General features: G+C 65.8%; 26 protein-coding genes. 15 read left to right on the forward strand and 11 right to left on the reverse strand.

The window, feature by feature from the left end; genetic code table 11:
* Positions 1-84: 84 nt before the first annotated feature.
* The 9 genes from lolD to DVT68_RS02085 all read right to left on the reverse strand — a co-directional run bounded on the left by lolD (position 85) and on the right by DVT68_RS02085 (position 6621).
* On the reverse strand, positions 85-783 hold the full coding sequence (lolD, locus tag DVT68_RS02045; protein ID WP_114823387.1) for a lipoprotein-releasing ABC transporter ATP-binding protein LolD: 699 nt from the start codon (positions 781-783) through the stop codon (positions 85-87).
* Between the two features lie 4 nt (positions 784-787).
* Positions 788-2035 (reverse strand): lipoprotein-releasing ABC transporter permease subunit, encoded by a 1248-nt coding sequence (locus tag DVT68_RS02050; protein WP_114823388.1) that lies wholly within the window; start codon positions 2033-2035, stop codon positions 788-790.
* 69 nt (positions 2036-2104) lie between these two features.
* The gene (locus DVT68_RS02055) at positions 2105-2569 is read right to left on the reverse strand and encodes a hypothetical protein (protein WP_114823389.1); all 465 of its coding nucleotides are present in this window, start codon (positions 2567-2569) and stop codon (positions 2105-2107) included.
* Positions 2541-2789: an FAD assembly factor SdhE gene (locus DVT68_RS02060; protein WP_114823390.1), complete on the reverse strand. Its 249-nt coding sequence runs from the start codon at positions 2787-2789 to the stop codon at positions 2541-2543. The genes DVT68_RS02055 and DVT68_RS02060 overlap by 29 nt, the downstream gene beginning before the upstream one ends.
* A 177-nt stretch (positions 2790-2966) precedes the next feature.
* On the reverse strand, positions 2967-3749 hold the full coding sequence (locus DVT68_RS02065; protein WP_114823391.1) for a succinate dehydrogenase iron-sulfur subunit: 783 nt from the start codon (positions 3747-3749) through the stop codon (positions 2967-2969).
* Positions 3750-3770: 21 nt separating this feature from the next.
* A complete protein-coding gene (gene sdhA, locus DVT68_RS02070; RefSeq protein WP_114823392.1) occupies positions 3771-5558 on the reverse strand; it encodes a succinate dehydrogenase flavoprotein subunit in 1788 nt (595 codons plus the stop codon).
* A gap of 4 nt (positions 5559-5562) precedes the next feature.
* Positions 5563-5976, reverse strand: a complete 414-nt coding sequence (sdhD, locus tag DVT68_RS02075) for a succinate dehydrogenase, hydrophobic membrane anchor protein (protein WP_114823393.1) — start codon at positions 5974-5976, stop codon at positions 5563-5565.
* Positions 5973-6368 carry a succinate dehydrogenase, cytochrome b556 subunit gene (gene sdhC / locus DVT68_RS02080; protein ID WP_114823394.1) on the reverse strand — a complete coding sequence of 132 codons (396 nt, stop codon included), beginning with the start codon at positions 6366-6368 and terminating at the stop codon, positions 5973-5975. The genes sdhD and sdhC overlap by 4 nt, the downstream gene beginning before the upstream one ends.
* A gap of 85 nt (positions 6369-6453) precedes the next feature.
* Entirely contained in the window at positions 6454-6621 is a 168-nt protein-coding gene (locus DVT68_RS02085; protein ID WP_114823395.1) for a DUF1674 domain-containing protein, read from the reverse strand.
* Positions 6622-6934: 313 nt separating this feature from the next.
* On the opposite strand from DVT68_RS02085, the gene ygfZ reads away from it, so the two are divergent.
* Complete coding sequence (gene ygfZ / locus DVT68_RS02090) at positions 6935-7546, forward strand: CAF17-like 4Fe-4S cluster assembly/insertion protein YgfZ (protein WP_233523315.1); 612 nt, start codon at positions 6935-6937, stop codon at positions 7544-7546.
* 463 nt (positions 7547-8009) lie between these two features.
* Complete coding sequence (locus DVT68_RS02095) at positions 8010-8444, forward strand: cell wall hydrolase (RefSeq protein WP_233523316.1); 435 nt, start codon at positions 8010-8012, stop codon at positions 8442-8444.
* 68 nt (positions 8445-8512) lie between these two features.
* On the opposite strand, the gene DVT68_RS20815 is transcribed toward DVT68_RS02095, so the two are convergent.
* Positions 8513-8965, reverse strand: coding sequence for an outer membrane lipoprotein (locus DVT68_RS20815; RefSeq protein ID WP_114823398.1), 453 nt, complete (start codon positions 8963-8965; stop codon positions 8513-8515).
* An 11-nt stretch (positions 8966-8976) separates the two neighbouring features.
* Positions 8977-9561 carry a glycine zipper 2TM domain-containing protein gene (locus DVT68_RS02105; RefSeq protein WP_114823399.1) on the reverse strand — a complete coding sequence of 195 codons (585 nt, stop codon included), beginning with the start codon at positions 9559-9561 and terminating at the stop codon, positions 8977-8979.
* A gap of 140 nt (positions 9562-9701) precedes the next feature.
* Between DVT68_RS02105 and DVT68_RS02110 the strand changes: the two genes are divergently transcribed.
* The 13 genes from DVT68_RS02110 to ccmD all read left to right on the forward strand — a co-directional run bounded on the left by DVT68_RS02110 (position 9702) and on the right by ccmD (position 21452).
* Positions 9702-10466 (forward strand): TatD family hydrolase, encoded by a 765-nt coding sequence (locus DVT68_RS02110; protein ID WP_425477421.1) that lies wholly within the window; start codon positions 9702-9704, stop codon positions 10464-10466.
* 80 nt (positions 10467-10546) lie between these two features.
* Positions 10547-11065, forward strand: coding sequence for a MarR family winged helix-turn-helix transcriptional regulator (locus DVT68_RS02115; RefSeq protein ID WP_325050397.1), 519 nt, complete (start codon positions 10547-10549; stop codon positions 11063-11065).
* Complete coding sequence (locus tag DVT68_RS02120) at positions 11062-12570, forward strand: efflux transporter outer membrane subunit (protein ID WP_114823402.1); 1509 nt, start codon at positions 11062-11064, stop codon at positions 12568-12570. The genes DVT68_RS02115 and DVT68_RS02120 overlap by 4 nt, the downstream gene beginning before the upstream one ends.
* Positions 12557-13759, forward strand: a complete 1203-nt coding sequence (locus DVT68_RS02125) for an HlyD/EmrA/EmrK family protein (RefSeq protein ID WP_114823403.1) — start codon at positions 12557-12559, stop codon at positions 13757-13759. The genes DVT68_RS02120 and DVT68_RS02125 overlap by 14 nt, the downstream gene beginning before the upstream one ends.
* Positions 13760-13777: 18 nt before the next feature.
* On the forward strand, positions 13778-15331 hold the full coding sequence (locus tag DVT68_RS02130; RefSeq protein ID WP_114823404.1) for a DHA2 family efflux MFS transporter permease subunit: 1554 nt from the start codon (positions 13778-13780) through the stop codon (positions 15329-15331).
* A 127-nt stretch (positions 15332-15458) separates the two neighbouring features.
* Positions 15459-15941 carry a polyhydroxyalkanoate synthesis repressor PhaR gene (phaR, locus tag DVT68_RS02135; protein WP_114823405.1) on the forward strand — a complete coding sequence of 161 codons (483 nt, stop codon included), beginning with the start codon at positions 15459-15461 and terminating at the stop codon, positions 15939-15941.
* Between the two features lie 103 nt (positions 15942-16044).
* A complete protein-coding gene (gene phbB / locus DVT68_RS02140) occupies positions 16045-16806 on the forward strand; it encodes an acetoacetyl-CoA reductase (protein WP_114823406.1) in 762 nt (253 codons plus the stop codon).
* A 437-nt stretch (positions 16807-17243) separates the two neighbouring features.
* Positions 17244-18644 (forward strand): FAD-dependent oxidoreductase, encoded by a 1401-nt coding sequence (locus tag DVT68_RS02145; protein ID WP_114823407.1) that lies wholly within the window; start codon positions 17244-17246, stop codon positions 18642-18644.
* Positions 18637-19056, forward strand: a complete 420-nt coding sequence (locus DVT68_RS02150; RefSeq protein WP_114823408.1) for a DUF3293 domain-containing protein — start codon at positions 18637-18639, stop codon at positions 19054-19056. Before DVT68_RS02145 ends, DVT68_RS02150 begins: the two co-directional genes overlap by 8 nt.
* Before the next feature lie 114 nt (positions 19057-19170).
* Positions 19171-19809, forward strand: coding sequence for a cytochrome c biogenesis heme-transporting ATPase CcmA (gene ccmA / locus DVT68_RS02155; RefSeq protein WP_114823409.1), 639 nt, complete (start codon positions 19171-19173; stop codon positions 19807-19809).
* Positions 19806-20492 (forward strand): heme exporter protein CcmB, encoded by a 687-nt coding sequence (ccmB, locus tag DVT68_RS02160; RefSeq protein WP_114823410.1) that lies wholly within the window; start codon positions 19806-19808, stop codon positions 20490-20492. The genes ccmA and ccmB overlap by 4 nt, the downstream gene beginning before the upstream one ends.
* 4 nt (positions 20493-20496) lie before the next feature.
* Complete coding sequence (locus DVT68_RS02165; protein ID WP_114823411.1) at positions 20497-21255, forward strand: heme ABC transporter permease; 759 nt, start codon at positions 20497-20499, stop codon at positions 21253-21255.
* A 29-nt stretch (positions 21256-21284) separates the two neighbouring features.
* The gene (gene ccmD / locus DVT68_RS02170) at positions 21285-21452 is read left to right on the forward strand and encodes a heme exporter protein CcmD (RefSeq protein ID WP_114824345.1); all 168 of its coding nucleotides are present in this window, start codon (positions 21285-21287) and stop codon (positions 21450-21452) included.
* Positions 21453-21463: the final 11 nt, after the last annotated feature.

The following is a 21463-nucleotide window of genomic DNA, read 5'->3' on the forward strand; positions in this document are numbered from 1 at the left end:
CAGCCTAGGGCGCCGCATCTCGGCGACGCGGCCGAAAATCATGTAGGCAACGGATCACCGCGCAGTCGCACGGCGATCCAGAGATCAGGCGTAGATCTTGTCCACCAACTGGCCGTTGTGCAGTTCCAGCGTGCGATCCATCCGCCCCGCCAGGCGGCTGTCGTGGGTGACCAGGATGAAGCTGGTGCCGATCTCGCGATTGAGCTCCAACATCAGGTCATAGACCTGGGCGGCATTGCCCTCATCGAGGTTGCCGGTGGGCTCGTCGCCCAGCACCACCGCAGGGCGCGTCACCAGGGCGCGCGCCACGGCGCAACGCTGGCGCTCGCCGCCGGACAGCTCCGACGGCTTGTGGCCCAGTCGCTTTGCCAGGCCCACGCGGCCGAGCAGTGCGCTGGCCTGCCGTTCCGCCTCGCCGATCGCCACGCCGCGGATCAGCAGCGGCATGCACACGTTCTCCAACGCGGTGAACTCGGGCAGCAAGTGGTGAAACTGGTAGATGAAGCCCATCGAGCGATTGCGCACACGGCCGCGCTCGGCGTCGGACAAGCTGGACAGCATCCGCCCTTCCACCTCCACTTCGCCACGCGTCACCGTGTCCAGCCCGCCCAGGATATGCAGCAGGGTGCTCTTGCCCGAGCCGGAAGCGCCCACGATGGCCAGTGTCTCGGCGCGCTTCAGCGTGAAGCTCACGTCCGACAGCACATCGGTCTTCAGATCGCCTTCCTCGTAGATCTTGGCGATATGGCTGGCGCGCAGCACGACGTCGTTGTTGGTGCTCATCGGTTTATTCATAGCGGAGCGCCTGCGCGGGCTGCGTGCGCGACGCACGCCACGCGGGATAGAGGGTGGCCAACAGCGAGAACAGGAAGGTGATCAACGCCACCCAGCTCACGTCACTGAGTTCCAGCTTGCTGGGCAGCTCGCTGATGTAATAGACGTCCGGCGACAGGAAAGTGACGCCGGTGACGTGCTCGATCCACTTGACGATGCCGGGCAACCGCCACGACAGCAGCGAGCCCAGGCCCACGCCGAAACCAATGCCGACGAAGCCCACCAGCACGCCCTGCACCATGAACATGCCCATGATGCTGCGCGGCGTGGAACCCAGCGTGCGCAAGATGGCGATGTCGGCCTGCTTGTCGGTCACCAGCATCATCAGCATCGAGATGAGGTTGATCACCGCGACCAAAATGATCAGCGAGAGAATGATGAACATCACCTTCTTCTCCATCGAGATCGCGGAGAAGAAATTGGCGTGGCTGTCCATCCAGGTCTCCACGCGGTAGACCTGCCCCAACTGGTCGGCCAGTTCGTGGGCCACCTCGCGCGCGTTGAACATGTCGTCCAGGCGCAGGCGGATGCCGGTGGGACCATCGAGCTGGTTGAGCCGTTGGGCATCGCTCATGTTGACCAGGGCCAGGCCCGAATCGAACTCCTGCATGCCCATCTCGAACACGCCGGACACACGGAAGCTGCGCAGGCTGGGCACGCTGCCGGTGATCGGCGAAGAATGGAACGACGGCACCGCTACGATCACCTTGTCGCCCACCGAAACGCCCAGCGACAACGCCAACTCCCTGCCGAGCACGATGTTCCAGCTGCCCGGCGTCAAGTCGTCGAGCTTGCCCTCGACCATGTGCTGGCCGATGTCCGACACCCTGGGCTCTTGCGCGGGCTCAATGCCACGCAGCAGCCCGCCGGCGGATCGGCGCGCCTGGAAGAACGCTTCGGCCTCCACATAGGGGGCGGCGCCCTGCACGTGCTTGTTGGCCTCGGCGATCTTTACCGCGCGCGGCCACTCCTCCACGGCTTGTCCCGGCATACCGGAAACGGTGGCATGCGAAATGGCGCCGAGGATGCGCGAGCGCAGCTCGTCATCAAATCCGTTCATCACCGACATCACCGTGATCAGTGCAGTGACGCTGATCGCAATGCACACGATGGAGACGGTGGAGATGAAGGAGATGAACTGATTGCGACGCTTGGCGCGGGTGTAGCGCAGGCCGATGAATAACTCGAGCGGTCGGAACATTAGGACGGTCGCTTGTGGAGTTCTTGGGGGCTGGCCGCCCGGGTGGCGCGATTATCGCCTGAGACGCGGCTAAACCGTAGGACCGCGATCGACCGGAAGAGTGCCCAGGGCTTCCTGCGTGGGCGCCGCAGCAAGGCGCATGCGCATGCGGCGCCGGATATCGGCGTCGCTGTTGTCCGGAGCCAGCAGCAGCGGGAGCTGCCCCAGGCCCGGCGCGCGCAGCAGCAGCCACAGGCCACGGTCGGTCAGCACCCGGGCGCCCACGAGAGTGGCGGTTACGTCCTGGCCACCACGCGTGCGTAGCGTCCAACTGCCGTCCCGGGCCATGCCGGCCGCGGTCACCGGGGAGCCGGCGAAGCGGCTCAGGCTGTGCGCCGCCGCAATGATCACCCATGGCGCAAGGATGGCTTTGGCCACCCACGCCAAGCCGCTCAGCCAGATCGCGGCCAACGACAGCACGATGACGGGCCACACGATCCGCGCCAGCCAGCGCGACGGGTGGTATTCAAAGCCGATGGCGGGCGCGGATGTCATCGATGATCGCCTGCCAGTCCGGCCGCGTGGCCTTGGCATGACCCATCACCCAGTCCCACAGGTCCGGGTCCTGCACGTCGAGCAGTTCATCGAAGGCCTGGCGCTGTGCTTCGTCCGCCGAGGCAAAACGCTCGTCTAGCCAGCCGCCGAACAGCGCGTCCAGTTCACGGGTGCCGCGGCGGGTGCGCCAGCGGAGGCGTTTGATGCGGGCTTCGTCCATAAATAACGCGAAAAGCCTCCTACCGAATGCTTCCTCTCCCCGCCGGGGAGAGGATTGAGGTGAGGGGGCGGGTGCTTGCGATATCGAAGCTACAGAGCCGGCTCCACATTAGCTTTCTCGCAAGATTGTCCCCTCACCCTACCCTCTCCCCAGAGGGGAGAGGGAAAGAGCCACTGCTTACGCCCGACGCTCGACGATCAGCTTCTTGATCTCCGCGATCGCCTTGGCCGGGTTCAGGCCCTTCGGACAGGTGCGCGCGCAGTTCATGATGGTGTGGCAGCGGTACAGCTTGAAAGGATCTTCCAGGTCGTCCAGGCGGGCGCCGGTGTCCTCGTCGCGGCTGTCCACGATCCAGCGGTAGGCCTGCAGCAGGATGGCCGGGCCGAGGTAGCGGTCGCCGTTCCACCAGTAGCTCGGGCAGCTGGTCGAGCAGCAGGCGCACAGGATGCACTCGTACAGGCCGTCGAGCTTCTTGCGGTCTTCCGGCGACTGCAGGCGCTCCTTGTCGGCCGGGGCCGGGCTCTGCGTACGCAGCCAAGGCTTGATCGAGGCGAACTGCGCGTAGAAGTGCGTCAGGTCCGGCACCAGGTCCTTCACCACCGGCATGTGCGGCAGCGGGTAGATCTTCACGTCGCCGGAGGCGCAATCCTCGATGGCCTTGGTGCAGGCCAGCGTGTTGGTGCCGTCGATGTTCATCGCGCACGAGCCGCAGATGCCTTCGCGGCACGAACGGCGCAGCGTCAGCGTCGAGTCGATTTCGTTCTTGATCTTCAGCAGCGCGTCCAGAACCATCGGGCCGCACGAAGCCATGTCGACTTCATAGGTGTCGATGCGCGGGTTCTGGCCGTCGTCCGGGCTCCAGCGATAGATGCGGAACGTGCGCGGCTTCTTGGCGTCCTTCGCGGGAAAGTGCTTGCCCGGCTGGACCTTGGAATTCTTGGGTAGCGAAAACTCTGCCACAGTGGCTCTCCAGTCCGGGTATCAGTAAGTGCGCTTCTTCGGCGGGACGACTTCGACGTCGCTCGTCATGGTGTACATGTGCACCGGACGGAAGTCGAAGCTGGCTTTGCCGGCCTCGTCGACGGAGACCATCGTGTGCTTCTGCCAGGTGGCGTCGTCGCGATCAGGGAAGTCCTCGCGAGCATGGGCGCCGCGACTCTCGTGACGCTGTGCTGCCGAGTACATGGTCGCCACCGCCTGATCCAGCAGGTTGGCCAGCTCCAGCGTCTCGATCAGATCGGAGTTCCACACCAGCGAGCGATCGCTCACGCCAACGTCCTTGAACGACTCATGGACCTTGGAGATTTTCTCGCAGCCTTCCTGCAGCGACTCGCCGGTGCGGAACACCGCGGCGTCGGACTGCATGGTGCGCTGCATTTCCGCGCGGATCTTCGCGGTCGGCAGGCTGCCCTTGGCATTGCGCAGGCCGTCGAAACGGGCCAGCGCCTTGTCCAGCACGCTGGCCGGCAGGTCCTTGTGCGGGGTTTCCGGCTTGATGATCTCGGCGCAACGATGCGACACCGAGCGACCGAACACCACCAGGTCAAGCAGCGAGTTGGAACCCAGGCGGTTGGCGCCGTGCACCGACACGCAGGCCGCTTCGCCGATGGCGAACAGGCCCGGGACGACGGCGTCGACGTCGTCACCCTTCTTCTGCACCACTTCGCCGTGGTAGTTGGTCGGGATGCCGCCCATGTTGTAGTGGACGGTCGGGATCACCGGGATCGGCTCCTTCGTCACGTCCACGCCGGCGAAGATGCGCGCCGACTCGGCGATGCCCGGCAGGCGCTCGTGGATCACTTCCGCGCCCAGGTGCATCAGGTTGATGTGGATGTGGTCCTTGTGCTCGCCCACGCCACGGCCTTCGCGGATCTCCATCGTCATGGCGCGGCTGACCACGTCACGCGAAGCGAGATCCTTGGCGTTCGGCGCATAGCGCTCCATGAAGCGCTCGCCGTTGGAGTTGGTGAGGTAACCACCTTCGCCGCGCACGCCTTCGGTGATCAGGCAGCCCGAACCGTAGATGCCGGTCGGATGGAACTGCACGAACTCCATGTCCTGCAGCGCGAGGCCCGCGCGCAGCACCATGCCGCCACCGTCGCCGGTGCAGGTATGCGCCGAGGTGGCGCTGAAGTAGGCGCGGCCGTAGCCGCCGGTCGCCAGCACCACCGCGTGGCCGCGGAAAAAGTGCAGCGTGCCCTCGTTCATGTCCAGCGCCAGCACGCCGCGGCACACGCCCTCTTCGTCGAAGATGAGGTCGATGGCGAAGTACTCGATGAAGAACGTGGCGTCATGCGCCAGCGCCTGCTGGTACAGCGTGTGCAGGATGGCGTGGCCGGTACGGTCGGCCGCGGCGCAGGTGCGCTGCGCGGTGCCCTTGCCGTAATGGGTGGTCATGCCGCCGAACGGACGCTGGTAGATCTTGCCTTCCTCGGTGCGCGAGAACGGCACGCCGTAGTGTTCCAGCTCGATGATCGCCGGAATCGCCTCGCGGCACATGTACTCGATCGCATCCTGGTCGCCGAGCCAGTCGGAACCCTTGATGGTGTCGTAGAAGTGGAAGCGCCAGTCGTCCTCGCCCATGTTGCCGAGCGCGGCCGAGATGCCGCCCTGCGCCGCCACGGTGTGCGAGCGGGTCGGGAACACCTTGGTGATGCACGCGGCCTTGAGGCCCTTCTCGGCCAGGCCGAAGGTGGCGCGCAGGCCCGCGCCGCCGGCGCCGACCACGATCACGTCATACTTATGCTGTTGGATCTTGTAGCTTTCCATCGACTCAGGCTCCCAGCGCCACGCGCAGCACGGCCATCAGCGTGGCCAAGGTGCCGAGCACCGCAAAGAATTTAACCAGCACCAGGAGGGCAACCTCCTTCCAGCGGGTGTGCACGTAGTCCTCGATCACGATCTGCAGACCGAGCACCGCGTGCCAGCAAACGGTGAGCACGAAGGCCACCAGCAGCACCGCGTTCCACGGCTTGGCCACGATGCTCCGCGCCGTGGCGTAATCCGCGTGCAGTGCGCCCAGCACCGTCACCACGAACCACAGGGCGAGGAACACCAGCGCCGCCGCGGTGACGCGCTGCGTCCACCAGTGGGCGACGCCAGACTGCGCCGAGCCAAGGCCGCGGGCGCGCTTGAGGGGGTTGCGCAGTTCGCCGCGCACGTCATGTTGCTGCCCGTTCGTGCTCATGCTGCGCCTCCGGAGGTGAGCACGTACGCCCACACGATAACGGTCAACACGATGCTGCCGATGATGGACAACCAGCTGGAACGGACAAACTGGGGAATGGCGTAGCCGATGCCGCCGTCCTGGATCAGGTGACGGACGCCGTTGCACAGGTGGTAGAACAGCGCCCAAGTCCAACCGAACATCAGGATCAGCCCAATCGGGCTGCCCATGCAGATCTTGAACTGGTTATAGGCTTCCTCTCCACTGGCCAGGGAGAACACCCCCCACAGCACCAGCAAGGTTCCTACGGCGAGGGCGATGCCCGTGGCGCGATGCACGATGGAGGTCACCATCTGCACTTGCCACTTATATATGCCCATGTGGGGAGAGAGCGGTCGTTGCGTGTCTGCCATGGCGGCTATCCTGGGTGGAATCGCTGATGCCCTTTACCGCCCTTCCCTATCTCCGACGACGCCGGCGCGGAGCCGGCGCGGCGAATCAGAAGTCGATACAGCGCCCGTTCTTTTCCCAATCGCCGTAGCGGGTGGGATCCGGGGCCGGCCGCTCAACCGGAGTCTTTTCCGTCGCCGGAACGGCAGGCACGGTCGCTTTCTCCGCAGGAGCGGAAGCCGGCGTGGACTTTGGTTGGGAGGACGTATCGGACATGGTATGTGAAAGCCGTAAAAGCGTAATACTTGCGTAAATGCAGCACAACCTTGACGGCAATGCGATCGTCTGACATGAGGCGCGCCACACTTGTGCGCCGGGTGCCCCGCCCCTACTTCGGCAAGCTATGACGACAGACTACTCCGCACAGACGTTGCTGATCGAAGGCGCCGACGCCGTCGCCTTCGCCCAGGCCCAATTCAGCAGCGACGTCCGACTGCTCAAGGTGGGGCAATGGCAATTCAGTGCATGGCTTGACGCCAAGGGTCGCGTACTCGCCTTGATCCAACTTGCACGATTGGCGGACGACGCATTGCTCGCACTGCTGCGCGGTGGCGACGCCGCCTCCCTGGCGCAATCGCTGCAGCGCTTCGTGTTCCGCTCCAAGGTCAAGTTGACCGCGCAAACGCCACGCCACCTTGGCACAGGCCCCGCGCTTGAGAGTTACGCCTTCGACAGTGAAGGCGATGGCTATGTCTTCGGTTGCGGCACGCACAGCCTCGTCGTGGGCGCCGCCGCGGACGACGCGTGGCGGTTGCCGCAGCTTCAAGCGGGCTGGCCCTGGCTTCCAGGCAACCTGCCCGGTGAATTGCTGCCGCCCGCGATCTCACTGGAGCGCCTGCAGGCGGTCGCCTTCGACAAGGGTTGTTACCCGGGACAGGAGATCGCAGCCCGCCTGCACTTCCGTGGCGGACACAAGCGGCATATGCATTGCGTCGTATTGTCGCAGCCCTTGACTGGGGGCACCTTGCTGCGCCATGGCGGCAAAGAGGCCATCCATTTGCTCGACGTTGTCGTTGGTGAAACGGACGTCCAAGCGCTTGCCGTCATCGATGACGACGTCGTGAAGCTGCTGGAAAGCGACGCCATGAATGGCGTCGACGAAGGCATCTCGCTCCGCATTACGGCGAACTGGCCGGCGTGATGAAGACGTCCGCGCAAGTCCTCACGATCGTGTGCACGCAACGTGAGCACGACGTGAACCTGGAGACCCAGGCACTTGCCAGATGTGAATCCCGCCACTAGTCTCCGCCAACCAATTGACTGACACCCCACTGCCCGAGGGTGTCGATATACGCGACGAACCGGAGGGGTCCGGATCAGCGCGACCCGGCAGGTGATGCCGGAGTACATGCCGCCGAGAGCGCGGCCGAAGTTGCAGGCAACGTGGTCTTACGCACCCGAATCAACGCCTTTGCAGCACAAACAAGTTAGGAGCGGCGCCGGATCAGTCGCTCAACTGGCCACAATCCCGTGGCAAACCGCCTGGCCACAAGTTTCGGCCGAGGCGATCAATCCAGGTGGAACGGCCTGCCCGCCCGTCCACCGCAACGGCGCATGGAGTCAGCAGCACCGACTTCGCGCGTACAGCACGTTGGAGGCAGACAATGAAACTTTCCATGCTGTTGTGGCTAGCGTCCGTGCTACCCCAACCCCTCGCGGACCAGACCTGCCTGGCCACGACGGTGTATCTCGAGGCACGCAGTGAGTCGACCATAGGCCAGTACGCCGTGGCCGAAGTCGCCCTTCGACGTCGCGATCGCGGCACCTGGGGCGGCAGCGTTTGCGATGTCGTAACTTCCCCGCGTCAGTTTGCACTGACGACGACTGCGCAAAGTTTTGAAGTGACTGATCTCAATTCCTGGACGAAGGCATGGAAGATTGCTGGTGATTCCATCAGCAACTGGAGCCTTCCCAAGGGTGAGCGCACGGTCTACGTGCCGCAGGCAGATCACTTCGCCACGCTTGCCGTGGCCCCCACCTGGTCAACGCGCCGCATCGTCAAGACCATCGGAGACCACGCGTTCTACGCGGTCAACTGAAGCAATAATCCATAAAAAAGGCCCTCGCAAGAGGGCCTTTTCATTTGGACGTCTATACGCCTATAAGCTCAAAGGCGATACACCAGGTTGTTCCGGACCTGCACGTAGTCACCGACGCGCACCTGCGGATCCGCAGCCTGCGTCACGGTGGCATAGCGGCCATCATCAAGCTTGATGGTGACCTGCCACGCCACGTCCGGGCCGCCTTGGTTCTTGCCGACCTGGTTGCCGATGGCGCCGCCAGCCACCACGCCGGCAGCCGTCGTGAGGGCCTTGCCAGTACCACCGCCGAACTGGTTGCCGATCACGCCGCCGGCGACGGCGCCGATGACCATGCCCAGCGGCGACGAACTCTTCTGCTGCTCCGTCTGGCGTACGTCAGTCACCACGCCACATTGCTCACAACGGTTGGAACTGCCGCTATACGTCACCTGGCGCTGCGGTGGCGTTTCGCAACCGGAAAGAACCCCAAGGACGGAAATCAATCCAACGACAGCCAGATGTCTAAGCAATGTCTGCATGGCGTGAATCCTCAGTGAGCGTCGGAGACGGCTACCACACCTTCCTGTACCTGCAGCCTGTCACCCGGATCGTGATCCATGCGTACAGAGCGGGTCACGCCGTTGTACTCATAACTGACGTCGTAAGCCACAACCTTGTCGCCCGCGCTGCCGGGGACCGTGGTGCACTTGCGCTGCGTGGTCTGCTGCGTCGCGTTCGCCTGGTGATTCGCCTGGATTTCGTGGCCGGCGTAACCGCCACCTACCGCGCCCGCCACCGTAGCCAGCGTACGACCCTTGCCGCCGCCGATCTGGTTGCCCAGCAGGCCGCCGGCCACCGCGCCAATCGCCGTACCGGCGATCTGGTGCGTGTCCTGCACCGGCTTGTGCGTGGTGACGACTTCGTCGTGGCAGACCTGCTGCGGCGCCGACGCCTGCTCGTGCACGGGCGTCACGCTGACCACTCGCGCATACTTGGCGCCATCCTGCCCGGCCGCCTGCTGTGCCGTGCCGCCGACGCCGCCGTCCGCATTCGCGTCGCGGTTGCACGCCGAAAGACCCAACACCAAAGCAGCGCTCATGCCAGCATGCAGCGCCGCGAGAACCAACCTGTTCATAATGCTCTCCTGTCTGAACCGGCGGAGCACCCCGCTTCCGCCCTGTTCGATCCAAATGTGCATTCATTGAAACCTTGGTTCACTGAATGCTCGCTTAGACCGAAGCCAGCGATTTTTTCAAATTCAGGATGGCGAAATCTGTGCTCGATCTCACTGACAGCCATGCGCACATCGACGATCCGGGCTTTGATGCCGATCGCGAGGCCATGTTCGCGCGCGCGGCGGACGCCGGGGTCCGGCAAATTGTTGTACCCGCGGTCGATCGCGAGTCGTGGAATCGCATCGCGGCGATCTGCGCCAGTCATCCGCAAGCCCTCCCGGCGTATGGACTGCACCCGATCTATATCGCGCGCCACCGCCCCGAGCACCTTGCCGAACTGGCGACGCAGCTGAAGACACGGCGTCCGGTGGCCGTGGGCGAGATCGGGCTGGACTTCTTCCTTACCGAGCTGGACCAGGAACGGCAGCGCCATTTCTTCGTGCAACAGCTACGCCTCGCCCGCGAATTCGATCTGCCGGTCATCGTGCACGCGCGGCGCGCCATGGACGAGGTCACCTCGACCATGCGCCGGATCGGCGGCCTGCGCGGCGTGGTGCACAGTTTTGCCGGCAGCCTGCAGCAGGCGCAGCGACTCTGGGACCTGGGCTTTTGCCTCGGCATCGGCGGTCCGGTCACTTACGAGCGGGCGCAACGCCTTCGCCACGTCGTGGCGACCATGCCACTGGATCGGCTCTTGCTTGAAACCGATGCGCCGGACCAGCCGGGCGCATGCCACCGTGGCGAGCGCAATGAACCGGCCAACCTGCGGGAAGTACTTGATGTCGTTGCGCAACTGCGCGGCGAAAGCCAGGCGTCGATCGCCGCCGCCACCAGCGAGAACGCACGGCGCCTGTTCAAGCCTTGATCACGCACTTGCCAGTCGCGACGGCAAAGTGCTAACTTCGATACTTCACTGACGAACTATCCTCTAGTGAAATGAAGCGCATGCCCGAATGTCTCGCGCACATGGACGCGGGGATCGCCCGCGTCAGTGAGAGCCTTCCGGACGCCCCGTTGCAGGAGATCGTGCTCACGCGACTCCTCCTGCTGGTGGGCGGCCACTTGCTGAACGAGCTTGAATTAAACCTAAAGCCGTTCGGATTGAACGACAGCGACTTCCGCACACTGATGATGATCTACACCAGTCCAAGCGGCAGCGCGACACCCAGCGAACTGTGCGAGTACGCCCAGCAAGGCGCGACCAACATGACGCGCATCGCCAACGTGCTGGTCAAGGCGGGCCTGGTCACGCGCGCCAGCAGCGCCGAAGACCGCCGCAAAGTGGTGCTGAGCATCACCACCGCCGGCAAGCGACTGGTGCGCAAGATTCTTCCACCGCTGTTTCCCCAGGTGCACGCCGCCTTTGCCTCCCTGAGCGCATCGGACAAGCGCACGCTCGACCGCCTGCTGCGCCAGGTGGCCGTCAACATCGATTTGCTCACCCACCCGGACCCACGTCCATGACCCCATACCTTTCCCTTCGCCGTGGACTCGGCCAGCGCGCGCTGCTGGCCTGCGCCGTGGCGCTTGCCGTGGCGGGCTGCTCAATCCCCGCGAAGCTGCACCACCCGGCGATCCGTGACGACGTGCCGCTCGCCGGCCTCGACGTCGGCCAGCGCGCCGGCTGGCCAGATGCCGAATGGTGGCGCCAGTACAACGATCCGCAGCTGGACCAGCTGATCGCCATGGCGATGAAGGATTCTCCCGATCTGGCCCAGGCGCGCTCGCGCATCGAATCGGCCGAGCAGTCGGCCCGCGCGGCCAGCGCGGAGTCGGGACTCAACGTCAGCGGCAGTGCGCAGGTGGAGCGCCAGCGCCTCAGCGAAACCGGGCTGATCCCGCCGAAATTCCTCGGCTTCACCTGGTACAACCAGGGTGACCTCGGCATCCAGGCGCAGTACGACTTTGACTGGTGGGGCAAGAAGCGCAACACCATCGAAGCGGCCATCGATCAGGCCCATGCCGCCGAAGCGCAGCACAGTGCGGCGGCGCTCGCACTGCAAACCACCGTGGCCGACACCTACCTCGGCTGGCTGGCCGACGAGGCGCGCATCGACATTGCCAAGCAGGCCGTGCAGACGCAGGAGCAACTGGTGCGGATCGCCGAACTGCGCGTGCATCAGGGCGTGGATCGCCCGGATACCCTGCAGTCGGCACAGGCCCAGTTGTCCGCCACGCGCCAGATGCTGGTGGCGATCGAAAGCTCGGCGCGCATCCGCCAGGCCGCCCTGGCCAGCCTGGTGGGTGTGGCGCCCGCCAACCTGCCGACGCTGCAGCCGCGTTCCTTGCCCGCGGTCACCAGTGGCCTGCCCGACAAGGTCGGCGTGGACCTGATTGCGCGTCGCCCGGACATCGCCGCCAGCCGCTGGCAGGTGGAATCCGCGCTGCGCCAGACGGATGTCGCGCGTGCGCAGTTCTATCCCGACATCAGCATCAGCGCGATGGCGGGCCTTTCGAGCCTCGAGCTGGACAAGTTCTTCGAGCCCGGCAACCGCGTCTTCGCGCTGACCCCGGCGCTGCATCTGCCGATCTTTACTGGCGGCCTGCTGCAAGCGAACTACGGCGTCAGCAAGGCCCAGCTGGATGCAGCGGTGGCGCAATACGACAGCACGGTGCTGAACGCGGCGCGCGACGTGGCCACGCAGAGCCTGACGGCCCAGCAACTGGACGACCGTCGCAAGGAACAGGCGCGCGAGATCGCCGCCGACCAGCAGTTGCTCACCAGCGCGCAGTCACGCGCCCATCGCGGCGTCAGCGACATCCGCGAGACGCTGGGCGCCAAGGCGCAGCTGCTGCAGCAGCAGGACAACGACGTCAATCTGCATGCGCAGGCGCTGTCGACCGACATTTCGCTGATCAAGGCGCTGGGCGGCGGCTACCGCGCCGCCACGCCAGACCAGGTCTCCACCGACCAATCCCCCACTTCCCCTACGAACCTTTCCGGAGACGCCCCGAATGAGCGCCACTGATTCCGCCGCCAAGGCGCAGGACAACGACAGCGGCATGGCCGCGAAGGATCCTGCCAAGCGCCGCCGCGCGCTGCTGATCGTCACCGCGGTCTTCATCCTTGCCGCGGTGACCTGGGTGTTGCTGTGGCTGTTCGTGTTCTCCAGGCGCGAGACGACCGACAATGCCTACGTCGGCGGCAACCAGGTGGCGATTTCGGCCCAGGTGCCCGGCACGGTAGTGGCCATCCTGGCCGACGACACCCAGCGCGTGGAAGCTGGCCAGGTGCTGGTGAAGCTCGACAGCACCGATGCCGACGTGCGCCTGCACCAGGTCAGCGGCGCGCTGGCCCAGGCCGTGCGCCAGGTGCGCCAGCAGACCGAATCGGCCACCAGCGCCGATGCTCAGGTCGCCAAGGCTCGGGTGGATCTGAAGAAGGCCCAGGCAGACCTCGCCCGCCGCCAGCCGCTGATCGCCGAACAGGCCGAAGCGCCGGAGACCGTGCAGCACCTGCGTGACAGCGTCGACCAGGCGCAGGCCTCACTGGATGCCGCCCTGGCCGAAGCCGCCGCCTCGCACGCCGCCATTGAAGGCACCCAGATCGCCAACAACCCGGCGGTCGAACAGGCTCGCGCCAATTTCCGCGCTGCATGGATCGCCGCGCAGCGCAACGCCATCTTCGCGCCGGTCACCGGCTACGTGGCGCAACGCAGCGTGCAGCTCGGCCACAGCGTGCAGCCGGGCGAGCAGCTGATGACGGTGGTGCCGCTGCATGACCTGTGGGTGGACGCCAATTTCAAGGAAAACCAGCTGCGCCACATCCGCGTGGGCCAGCCGGCCACGCTGGAAGCCGACATCTACGGCAGCGGCGTGCAGTACCACGGCAAGGTGATCGGCCTCGGCGCCGGCACCGGCAGCGTGTTCTCGCTCCTGCCGGCGCAGAACGCCACGGGCAACTGGATCAAGGTGATCCAGCGCGTGCCGGTGCGCATCGCACTCGACGACAAGGAACTCGACCAGCATCCGCTGCGCGTGGGCCTGTCCACCACGGTCAGCGTGGACATCACCGACGACTCGGGTCCGAAGAACGCGCCGGTCGGCAACGGCAAGCCGATCGCCACCACCGATGTCTACGAGCAGATGGCCAGCAAGGCCGACGAAGAGGCCGAAAAGATCATCCGGGCCAACCTGAGCCAGCGCAGCGCGAACTGACGAGCGAGCCAAGCCCCCATGGCCACCACCCCCGACGAGGCCCAGCCGCTGCCGCCATTGCACGGCACGGCGCTGGTCCTGCTCACCATCGCCGTCGCGTTCAGCACTTTCATGGAAGTGCTGGACATGACCATCGTCAACGTCGCCGTGCCACATATCGCTGGCAGCCTCGGCGTCAGCGCCAACGAAGGCACCTGGACGATCAGCTCCTACTCGCTGGCCAGCGCGATCATGCAGCCGCTGACCGGCTGGATCGCTCGACGCTTCGGCGAAGTGAAAACCTTTGTTGTCTCCGTGATGTTGTTCGTCGTGTTCTCCATGCTGTGCGGCCTGGCCACCTCGATGCCGATGCTGGTATTCGCGCGCCTGATGCAGGGCGCCGGCTCCGGCCCGATGGTCGCGCTGTCACTCACCCTGCTGTTGGCCAGCTATCCCAAGACCAAGCAGGGCATCGCGCTGGCGCTATGGGCGATGACCGTGGTGGTGGCGCCGATCTTCGGACCGATCCTTGGCGGCTACCTCACCGACAACTTCTCCTGGCCGTGGATCTTCTACATCAATCTGCCGGTGGGCGTGCTGGCGGGCGTGATCACCTGGACCCTGCTGCACAAGCGCGAGACCAAGACCTTCCAGGCGCCGATCGACGTGATCGGCCTCGTGCTGCTGGTGGCCGGCGTGGGCTGCCTGCAGTTCATGCTGGACAACGGCAACGACCATGACTGGTTCTCCTCGCCCCTGATCACCACGCTGGGCCTGATCGCCCTGGTATGCCTGACCTTCCTGGTGGTGTGGGAACTGCACGCCAAACACCCGGTGGTGGACCTTGGCCTGTTCCGGCAGCGCAACTTCACCGCCGGCGTGGTCGCGCTGTCGCTGGGCATGTTCGCCTTCTTCGGCATCAACGTGGTGTTTCCGCTGTGGCTGCAGACCACCCTCGGCTACACCGCCACCTGGGCCGGACTGGCTACGGCGCCGGTGGGCATCCTGGCGTTCCTGCTGTCGCCGATCCTGGGCCGCAACATGCACCGTCTGGACCTGCGCATGGTGGTGACCTTCGCGTTCCTGGTGTTTGCCGCGACCGCGTACTGGTTCTCCACCTTCGACAGTTCCGCCTCGTTCTCCACCCTGGTCCTGCCCCGCTTCGTGATGGGCGTCGCCATCCCCTGCTTCTTCATCCCGCTGAACCAGATCTACCTGTCCGGCCTGCCTGCCCATGAAATCGCCAGCGCCAGCGGCCTGGCGAACTTCTTCCGCACGCTGGGTTCGAGCGTGTCGACCGCGGTGACGGTCACCCTGTGGCAGCACCGTGGCATCTGGCACCACGCCACCCTGACCGAGAGCGTGGCTCCGGCCAACCCGGCGGCCAACCAGGTCATCCAGGGGCTGACCCAGGGAGGCCTGGGGCGGATGCAGGCGCTGGGCGTGACCGATCAGCTGGTCAATCGCGAAGCCCTGACCCTGGCCGTGAACGACATCTTCTGGCTCTGCGCGATCCTGTTCGTGCTGCTTATTCCGGTGATCTGGCTGGCCAAACCACCGTTCGGCAGCGCCGGGGGCGCCGTGGGGCACTGATGCCCCCGGGGCCTTCCGGGGGGGGCAGGTGGCTGATCCTTGGGCAATTGCTGCAACTGACCGGTGCAGCAATTAATACCAATTGGGCGACTGGTGCGGCGCAATACGATCTGCTAGCTTGTGTCGCATGGCACAAACAATCCGCACCATCAAAAAGTATCCGAATCGCCGGCTCTACGACACGGAGATTTCCAGCTACATCACGCTGGAAGAAGTCCGACAGCTGGTGCTGGATGGCGAAACCTTCGAGGTCCGCGACGCCAAGAGTGGGGAGGACCTGACCCGCTCCGTGTTGCTGCAGATCATCTCCGAACACGAGGAGAAGGGGCAGCCGATGCTGTCGCCCCAACTGCTCAGCCAGATCATCCGTTTCTACGGTGACTCGCTGCAGGGCTTCATGGGTCCCTATCTGGAGCGCAGCCTGCAGGTCTTCCTGGACCAGCAACAACAGTTCCGCACACAGCTCAACAGCCTGCTCGGCCAGACGCCCTGGTCGATGCTCAACGATCTGACCGAACGCAACATGGAAGCCTGGCGCAACATGCAGCGCGGGCTGATCGACACGGCTACGCAAGGCAATCCGCCGCGCGGCGGCAAGAAGCCGGGCTGACCCCACCCCGGGCCGGCGCCCCGCTCGCGCCGGCCCCCATTCGCCTTCAAGGCCGCTGCAGCACAACACGTGTTGCCCTGCGGCATGTGCACGAGTTTTTCACATGAACCAAACCGCCCCCACCCCGCGCGTCGCCGTTGTCACCGGCGGCCTAGGTGGCCTCGGTACCGAGATCTGTCGCCAGCTGGCCGAGGCCGGCCACCAGGTCATCGCCGTTGACCTGCCCGCCCGCGAGGAACGGCTGCAAGCCTTCCATGAGTCGCTCGCCGACCTGAATGGCGCGGTGAAGTACGAGCCCGCGGATGTCAGCCAGTTTGATAGCTGCGCCGATCTGGTTGCGCGCGTCGAACAACGCCACGGCAGCGTGGACATCCTGGTCAACGGCGCCGGCATCACGCGCGACACGAGTCTGCGCAAGATGACCCCGCAGCAGTGGCATGACCTGATGCGGGTGAACCTCGACGGCGTGTTCAACATGTGCCGCAACGTGGTCGAGGGCATGACCACGCGTGGCTTCGGACGCATCGTCAACCTCAGCTCGGTGAACGGCCAGACCGGCCAGTTCGGCCAGACCAACTATTCGGCCGCCAAGGCGGGCGTTCACGGCTTCGGCATGGCGCTGGCGCGCGAAACCGCACGCAAGGGCATCACGGTGAACACCGTCTCGCCCGGCTATTGCGACACCGCCCTGGTGGCGGCCGTATCCGCCGACGTCCGCGCCCAGATCATTGCGGACATTCCGGTGGGCCGACTTGGCTCGGCCGGCGATATCGCCCGCGCCGTGACCTTCCTCGCCGCCGACGATGCTGGCTACATAACGGGCGCCAACCTGCCGGTCAACGGCGGGTACTTCATGAGTTTCTGATTGGGCTGATGATTGAGCTTCGCCGGATGACTCGCTGCGCTCGCCCTTTCGTGGCCGCCCGGCGAGCCTTCTCCGCGTTTGGCGCTCCGTCCTGTTTGGCCAACCTTCGGCTGTTGAGAAGCGCCCCTCAGGTGTGACACGGAAGAATCTTCGCGCAGCCGTTGAGCTCGTCATCCCTGCAAAAAAGCAGGTATCCAGTGACTTGCGCCCTGGCGACAGATCCCCGGCGGGAGTCGCTCCGTCCAGCGCCGCGGCACTGACACTGCCCACGAAGCCTGGCGCCACATGCGTCGCCACCCGGCCCAAAGACGCTGGATTCCTGCTTTCGCAGGAATGACGGGCAGGAAGGTGGGCGCAGCCTAGCCCACCATCGCCGCACCGATCCCGACCCGCTACTCTTGGCGCCCTACGCATAGCCCACTTCACAGCGGAGCCCCATGGCGCAGCAAATCACTCTCATCGGCGGCGGCCTGGTCGGCGCGCTGCTGGCCCAGCAGCTGGCCGGTCGTGGTTTCAAGGTGGACGTGTTCGAAAAGCGGCCTGACCCGCGCGTGGCGGGCTTCGTCGGCGGACGCTCGATCAACCTGGCGTTGGCCGAACGCGGCCTGCAGGCCCTGCGCAAAGCGGGACTGGCCGACGACGTGCTGCAGCGCGCGGTGATGATGCGCGGACGCATGGTGCACACCCGTGACGGACGTTCCGGCCTGCTGCGCTACGGGGTGGACGACAGCGAGGTGATCTGGTCGGTGTCGCGCGGCGCGCTCAACATGCTGCTGCTCGACGCGGCCGAGGCGGCCGGCGTGCGTTTCCACTTCGGGCAATCGCTCACTGGCGCCGACTTCGACGGCGGGCGCATCCAGCTCACTGACGAGCACGACCAGACACGCGATTTCGACACGCCGGTGGTGATTGGCGCCGATGGAGCCGGTTCGGCGCTGCGCGCGGCGATGAACGCGCACACGCCGCTGGGCGAGCGCGTGGAACCGCTGGGCCATGCCTACAAGGAGCTGGAGATCCCGCCCGCTGGCGGCCTTTCCGCCGCGCTGGTGGGCCAAAGCGGAGGTCACGACCAGTTCGCCCTGGAGCCGCATGCGCTGCATATCTGGCCGCGCGGCGGCTACATGTGCATCGCGCTGCCCAATACCGAGGGCAGCTTTACCGTGACGTTGTTCCTGCCCGCCCACGGCCCGCATCCGAGTTTCGACACGCTTCCCGACGCCGCCGCGGCGCGTGGGTTCTTCGGGGACGAATTTCCCGACCTGCTGCCGCTGATCCCCGATTTTGCTGCGGACTACGACAGCCACCCGGTCGGCACACTATCCACGCTGTACCTGCAGCGCTGGCACCTCGGCGGGCGGGCGCTGCTGGTGGGAGATGCCGCGCACGCCATCGTGCCATTCCATGGCCAGGGCATGAACTGCGGCTTCGAGGACACCGTGGTGCTGGCCGCCCTGCTGGCCGAGGCGCCGGATGACACGGCCGAAGTGTTCGCCGAGTTCCAGCGCATTCGCCAGCCGAACAGTGATGCGATTGCCGCGATGGCGCTGGAAAACTACGTGGAAATGCGCGACTCGGTGGCCGACCCGCACTTCCTCGCCAAGCGCGAGCTGGGCTTGCTGCTCGCCGAGCGCGCCCCGCAGCACTTCATGGCGCGCTACCGCATGGTCACTTTCACCCACCTGCCCTACGCCTATGCTTTCGAGCGCGGCCGGGCGCAGGACCTGCTGCTGGAACAGTTGCTGCGCGGCTCCACCGAGGCCGCCGCAGTCGACCTCACCGCGGCCGTCGCCACCCTGAAGGCCACGCTGCCGCCGCTGCCCGACCTGCGGCATGGATGAGCGCCTGCTCGCCGCCTACCTGGCCACCGATTACCGGGTGCGCCTGACGGGCGGCGGCTGGGCCAGCATCCGCATTGGCCACCCGCTACCCCCGGCGCTCCGGCTATTGGTCGGGTCGCAGTTCTGGAGCGTCATCACCGCCTGGAATCCCCGCTCGCAGCACCAGCCACGTCGGGACAACCGCCGGGCGCAGCAAGCGTTGCTGACGAACCTGCGGGCGCTGGCAGATGTTCAGGCGATCCGCGGCGCCGCGGGCGTGGGCCAGGACGGCCAATGGCGGGAGCCCAGCCTGTTCCTGCTAGGTCCGAAACAGGAGGCGCTCGACCGCCTGGCCCAACGTTTCGGCCAGCATGCCTACGTGCACGGTCGCGGCGACGGCGTGGCCCGTTTGCGCCTGCTTCCGCCCCACTGAATGGGCGCGAGCCGAGGTCTCAAGCCGATTTGATTTTGTGCGGCCCAACGCTCGCCCGGGCGGCGGCACCCCGCCGCATGGACAAGCCCGCCGGCCATTGCGGACAATCGGCCAATGACTGCCTCGTCCGCCGCCGCGCCACTGCTACTCGAAGCCCGGGCGCTCTGCTTCTATCGCCAGGACGAACCGGTGTTCGGCCCGCTCGATTTTCGCCTCCATGCCGGCGAGGTGGCCCTGGTGGAAGGCGACAATGGCAGCGGCAAGACCACCCTGCTGCGCATCCTCGCTGGCCTGCTGCACATTGATGAGGGCAGCCTCGACTGGCGTGGCCAACCATGGCGTCGCGAGGAACACCTGGGCGACACGCTGTTCCTCGGGCATCACCTGGGCCTGAAGGGCGATCTCAGCGCGAGGGAAAACCTCGCCGTCGCGGCTGGCCTGTACGGCGCCCGCCCCGGCCGCGGCGTCGATGATGTGCTCATGGACGTTGGCCTAGCAGGCTACGAAGACGAACCGGTGCGTCGCCTCTCAGCCGGCCAGAAGAAGCGCGCCGCGCTGGCCCGCCTGCTGCTGCTGCCGGCGACACTGTGGCTGCTGGACGAGCCGTACGCCAATCTCGACCGCACCGGCATCGAGCTGGTCAACCGCCTGCTGGCCCAGCACTCGGCCGAAGGAGGCGCCGCCCTGGTCACCAGCCATGGCGCGGTGAGCTTCCTTGGCGGCGAGCCGAAACGGGTGCGCATGCACGCATGAGTCACGCGCCGCTTGCTTCCGCCTGCGCAGCCATGTTGCGCCGCGACCTCACCCTGGCCTGGCGTCGCCGCGGCGACATCGCCATGCCGGTGTTGTACGCGCTTATCGTCACCACCCTTTTCCCATTCGCGCTCGGCCCGGAAAACGCACTGCTGCAGCGCATTGCCGGTGGCGCGGTGCTGGTGACCATGCTGCTGGCCATCCTGCTGGCGCTGGACGCCATGTTCCGCAGCGACATCGAGGACGGTTCGATCGAGCAGCTGATGCTGTCGCCACAGCCGCTGGCCCTGATGCTGGGCATGAAGATCCTCGCGCACTGGATCACCACTGCCCTGCCCCTGATCGTGATCGCGCCGCTGCTGGCCGGCATGCTGCACCTGCCGGCGCCCGTGATGCCGGTGCTGGTCTACGCACTGCTGCTCGCCACGCCGCTGCTCAGCCTGCTCGGCGCCGTACTGGTGGCGCTGACGGCCGGCACGCGCCGCTCTGGTATGCTGCTGGCGCTGATGCTGCTGCCGCTTTGCGTGCCAGTGGTGATCTTCGCCGCCGGCGCGGTCGCCGCGGCTCAACAGGGGCTGCCATGGCTCGCGCCCATTGCCTGGTTGGGCGCCGCGCTGGCCATGGCCCTGGTGCTGGCCCCGCTGGCCTGCGCCGCCGCCCTTCGCATTGCCTTGGATGCATAAGACGATGGCCAACTGGATCCCCTTGTGGGTGCACAAACTCAGCTCGCCGCCGAACTTCTATCGTTTCGCCGGCGTGGTGCGCCCCTGGGCACTGGCCCTTGCCCTCCTGCTGGGCGCCATCGCGCTCTACGGCGGCCTGGTGCTGGCGCCGGCCGATTACCAGCAGGGCGACGCCTACCGCATCATCTTCATCCACGTGCCCTGTGCCTGGATGGGCCTGTTCATCTACGGCCTGATGGCCGTCGCGGCGTTCATATCTTTGGTGTGGCGCATCAAGCTGGCCGAAGTGGTGGCGATGGAGTCGGCGCCGATCGGCGCGGCCTTCACCTTCATCACCCTGGTCACCGGCTCGCTGTGGGGCAAGCCGATGTGGGGCACCTGGTGGACCTGGGACGCCCGCCTCACTTCCGAACTGGTGCTGCTGTTCCTGTACCTGGGCGTGATCGGCCTGTACCACTCGTTCGAGGATCGCCGCCAGGGCGCGCGCGCCGCGGCCTTCCTCGCCATCATCGGCATCATCAACGTGCCGATCGTGCATTTTTCGGTGAACTGGTGGAACACCCTGCACCAGGGTTCCACCGTGCGCATTCTTGGCCCGTCGAAGATCAGCGGCGACATGCTGTGGCCGCTGCTGACCATGATGGTCGCCACCAAGTTCTATTACATCGCGAGCCTGTTCGGGCGCGTGCGCGCCGACCTGCTGGCGATGGAGAGCGGCAAGGACTGGGTGCGGCAGATCGCGCAGCAGGAGGGCCAGTCGTGACGCCTTTCTCGTGGGAGCATTTCCTCGCCATGGGTGGCTACGCCGCTTATGTGTGGCCTGCATTCGCCGTGTTCTTCCTGGTGCTGGCCGCCGACTACGTCAGTCCCAATCTGCGCCGGCGCCGCAACCTGCGCGAGCTGCGCACCCGCATGGCGCGCCAGACGGCGCGCCAGCAACGCAACCCCTCTTCGCCCTGAGCAGCACTTAC

This window comes from Dyella solisilvae (genome assembly GCF_003351225.1).
GTDB lineage: Bacteria > Pseudomonadota > Gammaproteobacteria > Xanthomonadales > Rhodanobacteraceae > Dyella > Dyella solisilvae.